At 74.1% G+C, this 7,227-nt stretch carries 5 protein-coding genes; 1 reads left to right on the top strand and 4 read right to left on the bottom strand.

Annotation, left to right across the window (positions count from 1 at the left end; genetic code table 11):
- The coding region (locus tag BG452_RS26200; protein ID WP_188306812.1) for a DUF885 domain-containing protein at positions 1 to 1,131 on the top strand (1,131 nt) is incomplete at its 5' end.
- A gap of 213 nt (positions 1,132 to 1,344) precedes the next feature.
- On the opposite strand, the gene BG452_RS47790 is transcribed toward BG452_RS26200, so the two are convergent.
- The 4 genes from BG452_RS47790 to BG452_RS26220 form a co-directional block, all read right to left on the bottom strand.
- Positions 1,345 to 2,259, bottom strand: coding sequence for a glutathione synthase (locus BG452_RS47790; RefSeq protein ID WP_188306813.1), 915 nt, complete (start codon positions 2,257 to 2,259; stop codon positions 1,345 to 1,347).
- A complete protein-coding gene (locus BG452_RS26210) occupies positions 2,256 to 3,002 on the bottom strand; it encodes a hypothetical protein (protein ID WP_188306814.1) in 747 nt (248 codons plus the stop codon). Before BG452_RS26210 ends, BG452_RS47790 begins: the two co-directional genes overlap by 4 nt.
- A 7-nt stretch (positions 3,003 to 3,009) precedes the next feature.
- Entirely contained in the window at positions 3,010 to 3,984 is a 975-nt protein-coding gene (locus BG452_RS26215) for a hypothetical protein (RefSeq protein WP_188306815.1), read from the bottom strand.
- A 38-nt stretch (positions 3,985 to 4,022) separates the two neighbouring features.
- A partial coding sequence (locus tag BG452_RS26220; RefSeq protein WP_188306816.1) for a hypothetical protein occupies positions 4,023 to 7,227 on the bottom strand: 3,205 nt, incomplete at its 5' end.

Consider the following 7,227-nt stretch of genomic DNA (forward strand, 5'->3'; position numbering starts at 1 on the left):
GACGCTCTTCCGATGCGCCCCGAACTGGACGCCGCCGCCGAACGCGCGACCGTTGCCGCGGCGGCCTTCCGCGACTGGCTGAACGACACCTACCTGCCCGCCGCAGACGGCACCCCGGACGCCGTCGGCCGCGAACGCTACCTGCGCTCCGCCCGGTGGGCCAACGGCGCCGACATCGACCCGGCCGAGGCGTACGCCTGGGCCTGGGAGGAGTTCCACCGCACGGTCGCCGAGATGCGGGCCGTCGCGGAGCGGATCCTCCCCGGCGCCGGCATCCGGGCCACGATGGACCACCTCAACCGGCACGGCCACGCCGTCGAGGGCGAGGAGAACGTCCGCGCCTGGCTCCAGCAGGTCATGGACGAGGCGATCGACGCCCTCGACGGCACCCACTTCGACATCGCCGGCCCGCTGCGCCGGGTCGAGACCAGGATCGCGCCGCCCGGCAGCTCCGGCGCGCCCTACTACAACGGCCCCAGCCTCGACTTCAGCCGGCCCGGCCGCGCCTACCTGCCCACCCTCGGCCGGCGGTCCTTCCCCACCTGGCAGCTCGTCAGCACCTGGTACCACGAGGGCGTCCCCGGCCATCACCTGCAGACCGCCCGCTGGACCGCCTGCGCCGACCGCCTCAGCACCTACCAGATCACCCTCGGCGCGGTCAGCGCCGACAAGGAGGGCTGGGCGCTGTACGCGGAGCGCCTGATGGACGAACTCGGCTTCCTGACCGACCCCGCCCGGCGCCTCGGCTACCTCGACAAGCAGATGCTGCGGATCATCCGGGTGATCGTCGACCTCGGCATGCACCTGGAACTCGCCGTCCCCGCCGACGCGGCCACCAGCGAATGGAGCGGCCACCCCGGCGAACGCTGGACCCCGGCCCTCGCCGACGAGTTCATGGCCGCCCACCACGGCAGCCAACTCCCGCGCCGCAGCAGCGAGATCGACCGCTACCTCGGCTGGCCCGGCCAGGCCATCGGCTACAAGCTGGGCGAACGCGTCTGGCTGGACGGCCGGGAGGCCGCCCGCCGCCGTCAGGGCGCCGCCTTCGACCTCCGGGCCTGGCACACCCGCGTCCTCGCCCACGGCTCGCTCGGCCTGGACGCCCTGGCCGCCCGCCTCGCCGAGGCGTAGCGGCGGCCGGGCCCCGCCGGGCGGCCCGGCGGCCGTCCGTCGACACCCCGCTGGGCTGCCACGATCGTGAAAACAGCGGCCAAGGAAGCAAGGACGCGCACCTCGGGACGGAACGGACCGATCCGCACCAGGGCGATCGGCGGCGAGGACGCCGCGGACCGGGCCGTCCCGCCGATGTTCCGCAGGCTGCGAGTCAGGCGATCGGAGTCCTCCTCAGCCTCGCGTGAGCGCGAGGGCGATGGCGCGGGCGATCGGCTGGCCGGTGTGGGCCTCGTAGTAGGTGTAGGCCGGGCAGGGGTTGACCTCGAAGCAGTAGACCTCGCCGTCGTCGGCCAGCATCAGGTCGATGCCGGCGAGGGCGAGCCCCAGCTGCCCGGCCAGGCGCAGGCAGCGGTCGGCGAGGTCGTCGGGGGGCTGCCAGGGGGAGAGTTCGGCGTGGCCGCCGTCGCTGTGGGCGTAGCGGTAGTCCACCCGGTCGGTGTCGATCCGGGTGGCGAACACCTCTCCGGCGACGGTGTGGACCCGGACGTTGGTGCCGGTGAGGTAGCGCTGGAACTGCACCGGGCAGTAGCGGATGAGCGGCAGTCGGTCGACGGCCGGCTGATCGAGGAGCCGGACGATGGAGCGGACCCCGCTGATCGACTTGTAGACCAGGGCACCGTGCTCCGCCCGGAACTCCTGGACGAGGTCCGGGTCGTTGGTCACCAGGGTCTCCGGCACCCGGAACCCGGAGCGCTGGATCAGCTGCGCCTGGTGCGGCTTGGACATGTTGGAGGCCATCGCGCGATCCCGGTTCATCACGCAGCCGGGGGCGAGCTCCAGCCAGGTGCTGAGGGCGGAGTGCCAACTCCCGCAGCGGCGCTGCGTCTCCTCGTCCGCGTCCCGGACCTCGGGGAGTCTGCGCCAGTCCATCAGCCGGGCGAAGACGCCGGTGACGGCGGCGAGGTCGATGGAGCCGCCGTTGTGCCGGAGCCGTCCCCGGACACCGCTGCCGGTGGCCTCCAGCTCGAACGGCAGCTCCTGGAAGCGTCGTTGGTGGAGCACGGAGTACGGCAGGCCGAGGGCGTCGAGTTCGGCGGTGACCCGGGCGACCGGCGACTCGCTGGCGATTCCGCAGACGATGATCACGGCGGGTCCGACCGGAGCCCGGTCAGGTGCTTGAGCAGGTGGTCGAGGAACGCGTCGCCGCCGAGGCGGAGGTCGGGCATCGGCGTCGCCCCGGCGAAGGCGGCCGGTCGCCGGCCGTCGTGCTGAAGCGCGATGCCGAGCAGGTCGGCCTCGGCGAGCCGGGCGAGCCGGACGTACCCCTCCTCGTCCCCGGGCACGGGCGCGCCGAAGATCTGCTCGCCGAGCACCAGGACGTCCCTGCGACCGGACGGATCCGGTGGTGGAGGAGCGGCTCGGGGCGCGGTGTCGGGGTCGCTGGAGATCACGGCCGGTGGGACCGGCAGCCCCGCCCTGGCCGCGAGCGCGGTCCACTCCGGGTCCGAGCGCCAGGCCCCGCACAGGCCGTACCCGACGGGCGGGTTGACCGAGACCGGGGCCAGGCAGGTGAGCAGGCTGAGCAGCAGCGCGTGCAACTCCTCCGCGGCGTACACGGCGTCGGCGTGGGTGTCGAACGGCAGGTACCCGAAGGGCGCGCAGGCCACCCGGTTGAGCACACCCTCGACGTCCCGGCTGGCGAGCACCCGCCCGTCGGGCAGGACGAGTTCGAAGCTCGCGCCGTCCGGGTCGACGCGGTGCGCCGTCCGGGTGGAGCCGAGCAGGGCCTGCGCGGAGAGCAGTTCCAGCGGTTCCAGCCCGCGTTCGCGCAACCCCTGGTACGCCCACAGCGCCGGCTGGTCCGCCGGATCGCAGAGCACCAGCCACATGCGGCACCTACCCTTCGGCCGGCTTCGGCTCGGGGGGTTCGTCCCGGAGGGCGCTGTCCGAGAGGTCGGGGCGCTGCACCGGCGGGATGAAGTGCTCGGGCGGTTGACCGGCCGGGGACGCCGACTGCATGAGGTCGGCAGGATGCTCCTTGGACGTGTCCTTGTCGTCCTTGTCGTCCTTGTGTTCCTTGCGGTCCTTGCCGTCCTTGTTCTCCTTGCCGACGTCCTTGTGCTCCTTGCTCTCCTTGTCCTTCTCGGTGCGGGCCAGCTGCAGGGTGACTTCCTGCTCCACCGGATCGTTGCAGTCCAGGACGAAGGTGGCGTCCACCGTGCTGGTGACGGGGGGTAGGGACGCGGCGGTGATCCCGATCGTGAGGTGGTCGCAGCCGTTGGGCTGGAGGGGGAGCGGGAAGTCCTTCAGCACGTAGCCGGCGCCCATGGGCTGGTCGGCGGCACCGTTGATGGTCAGGGGCCCGGTGCCGATGTTGGAGATCGGGATCACGATGTCCGGGAGGGCCGTGCCCACCAACACCGTCCGCTGGATCGGGGTGGTGTCCATGACGATCCGGGGCTGCTGGGCCCGCTCCGGGCTCGACGCGGTGGACCAGACGAAGCCGAGTTCCACCGGGTCGGTGTTGGTGAACCGCACGGCCCAGGGGCGGTCGCTCGGATCGGTGATGTCGATCTGCACGGCGAAGACGTCGAAGCCGAGCCGGTGCCAGGAGGCGCTTCCGACCGGTGCCAAGGCCTGGTCGACGACCGAGGCGGTGGCGGGCGCCTCGGGGACGCTGGCGAGCGGCCCGTTCCGTGCTTGGATCTCGATCTGCGGTGGCCGTGCGCCCACGGGCGCGCAGTTCGGTCCGAGGGCCACCACCAGCAGGGCCCAGGCCGCCGCGGGCGGGTCCACCACGAAGGGGAGCACCCCGGTGGAGGCGAGGTGCGCCAGCCGGATCTGGCCGGTGTCGGGAAAGATGTCCACCATGATCGCTCCTTTCGTCGCGGAGGCGCCGGGGGCGTCCGTCACCACGTTCCGAGTGGTACGACGTCGAGGAAGACCGGTCGCCCTGTGGCACTGCCGGCGGGCACGGGTGAGGTCTCGAACTCCCGGACCACCAGGCGCTGGGCCCGCTGCCCGGTGTCCGGGACGCTGATCGCGGCGGTCTGGCCGAGTACGGCGGAGGACGTCAGTACGGTGGACCAGCCGGTGACGCCGTCGGGGGCCGGCACCCCCGGGTCCTGGACCTGGAGTTCGGTCCGGACGGTGGTACCGGCCCCGCCCGGTCCGGGGCCGAGGCCCTCCAGGGTGACGCCCGCCCGCCCCGGGCTCCGGGTGACGGTCAGCTGCCGCTGCGGGGCGAGTTGGACGGGCTCGGTGAGCACCACCGGTGAGACGGCGGGGAGACCGGTGAGGGTGTACTGCTGGTAGCGGGCCAGGGCGAGCCGGACGAACGGGAAGTAGGAGGCGGCGACGACCGGCGCCAGGTCCAGGTCGGCGAACCAGCAGTCGCCCTCGGCGTCGAACTCGACCTGGTACAGGGCGGCGTCCAGCTGGCGCTGGAGTTCGGGAAGGGTGACCTGGGCCCGCTGCACCGCGTTGACCTGGGCGGCGGTCAGGACGGCGGGCGGCGCCCCGGTGTCCCTGATCGGGTCGCGGCCGGCGACCGTGACGCACCGCAGGGCGTCGGAGGGCACCGGTCCGGACGGGAAGGTGAGCACGGCCAGGGCCTCGCCGTCGCCCGAGACGTACCAGGGCCGTCCGAGGAAGACCCGCAGGCCGCCGCCCGCCCGCAGCCGGGTGAGCGACTGCTGCCCGTCGGTGCTCCGGGTCCAGCGGAACGACGGTACGCAGCGGAGCAGTTGGGGGGCGGGAGGACGCACGGTGCTCGGCACGTCGAGGTCGGTGAGCTGCCCGGAGACGGTGCAGGCGCCGGGGTCGGTGGCGAGGACGCGCGTGAAGCAGTCCTCGAAGCGGGACACGGCCGTCACGGCGTAGCTCACGTGGTGGTGGCGGGTGTCGCCGAACTCCTGGCGGATCACCGGGAACGCCTCCAGTTGCGCCAGGTGCTGGACCTCGTACGAGCCGACGTGCGCCGTCCGCCGGGTGGTGGTCGGTGCCGTGGGCGGGTTGTCGTCCTGGTCGGTCCACTCGGCGTGCAGGTCGATCCGCCCGGTGCTGGGGATGTCGATCGCGAGGTTCTCCGGGCCGAGGACGGTGTCGCGGTCGCCGGGCGCCCGGTGGGCCGTCAGCTGCCCGTGCGGGTCGACGAGGGGGCGTTGCACCGCGTGCACCAGGGTGACCGTGCGCGGCGGTGTGATCAGGCGGTTCCGGCCGGCGGCGACGTCCTGGTAGGCCTGGCCGTGCGGCACGTTCGGGTCGATGCCCTGCCAGAACCCGATGCCGAACAGCGGGACGTCGTCGAAGGTGGGGCAGGACGGGATGTCGAAGGTCACCTGCTCGGTCGGGCCGAGCGCGACCGTGACGTGGCTCGGGCCCGCCTGGCTGACCGTGCAGCCGCTCGCGGCCGCCTCCAGCCGGATGGACGCGGTCCGCAGCCCGGGCCAGGTGCCCTGCCAGATGGCGAGCACGTCCGTGTCGGCCGGGACGATCGCGCCGGGCCGCCCGTTGACGGGGTCGATCGGCCGGGGCCGGGCCTTCAGGGCGGCGCAGGCGCTGCTCCGGTCGGCCAGCCAGGGGAGTGGCGGGTCGGTCTCGGGCACGATGACGTACGGAGCCGGCGCGGCCGGTCCGGCGGCGACGGTCCGCGAGCCCGGGATGTCGGTGAGCTCGCCGTCGGCCAGGGTGGCGACGTCGAAGAGCGCGGACACCACGGTGTCCGGCGCCGCCGGGCCCAGCGCGGAGTCGAAGGCGCCGTCGTACTGCGTCGCCAGGGCGAGCGAGCACTTCGGCGGCAGCAACTGCCGCAGGTCGTAGGGGCGGTAGCCGTGCAGGGCCGCATAGGCGTCCGCCGTCGTGCCGCGGTCGCTGCGGATGACCATCCGGTCGTGGCCGTCGCCGTCGTCCCACTCCCGGGTGGGCACCAGCTCCGGGGGCGGCAGCGGTTCGAAGCGCCAGTAGGGGACGGGGTTCGTCTGCGCCTCGCCGGCGCCGACCTCCTCGGCGCGCAGGCCGCCGCCGGTCAGGTCGGCGATCCGGACCCGGAACCTGTACGTGCGGCCGAACCGCAGGCGCGGAAGCGAGCCGGGGTCGCACTCCACCACCGTGTCGAGGGGCGGGGCTCCCGGCGGCGGCATGGTGTCCCCGGTGCCGGTCACCCGCTCGGGCCGCGAGGCCACCTGGCTCCAGCCGTCCCAGCGCGCCACGATCTGGTGCAGGTACAGCGCGTCGGCGTCGCCGAAGCCGGTGACCACCGAGCCCGGCCGCAGGTAGCCCTCGTCCAGCAGGCCGTTCGGCAGCAGCGGCACGCCGCCGACGGTGTAGTGCACCCGGCGGCGGCAGAGCGAGTGCCAGGTCCGGCTCGTGCTGTCGTACACGTCCATCCGGTAGCCGCCGAGCAGGGAGTCCGCCAGCAGGGGGGAGGCGAGCAGCCCGCTCGGGGTGCCGCGCTGCTGCGCCCGCTGGAGCTGTTTGCGGTGCTCGTCCTCGCGCGAGAGGTCGAGCAGGGCGAAGCCCGCCGAGTGCAGGGCGGGCAGCGCCCCGGGTGGGACCGGGGAGGATTCCCCGGGCGGGGCCGCGGTGGCGTCCGAGCGGGCCGCGCTGACCAGCCGCAGGGCGGCGCCGTCCACGTCGAAGGGCAGCAGCTCGAAGCGGGCGTTCCCGGAGGGCGCGGGGCCGGCACCGGCCAGGGGGAGGAGACCGTTGCTGAAACCGGTGGAGGTCGGGCCGTCGACGGAGGCGGGGACGAAGCGGGTGCCGCTGAGCGTGTAGGCGGTGGTGGGGCAGAGGTCGCTCTGGGTGGCTCCGCTCCAGCCCGGGGACGGGTCGGGGTCCGGGTGGGGCCAGCGCGGCAGCACGCTCAGCTCCGCGGGGTGGGTCGCGTCCACCGGGGTGAGCCCGGCGACGGGGACGGCGAGGTCCATCAGCAGGCCGAGCGCGCGCAGCACGACGGGGTGGTCGGTGAGGTGGGCGACGCTCTGGTGGAACTCGGCGGCGGGCGGGGCCGCGGTCCGGCGCGTCGGCGGCGTCGTGCCGGCCGCGCCGCGCCGGTAGAAGGCGTACGCCTGGGCGAGGGCCGGGGTGGTGGTGTCGGCGGGGGCCGCGTCGGGG

The sequence above is a fragment of the Streptomyces sp. CBMA123 genome, assembly GCF_014596465.1.
Taxonomy (GTDB): Bacteria; Actinomycetota; Actinomycetes; order Streptomycetales; family Streptomycetaceae; genus Kitasatospora.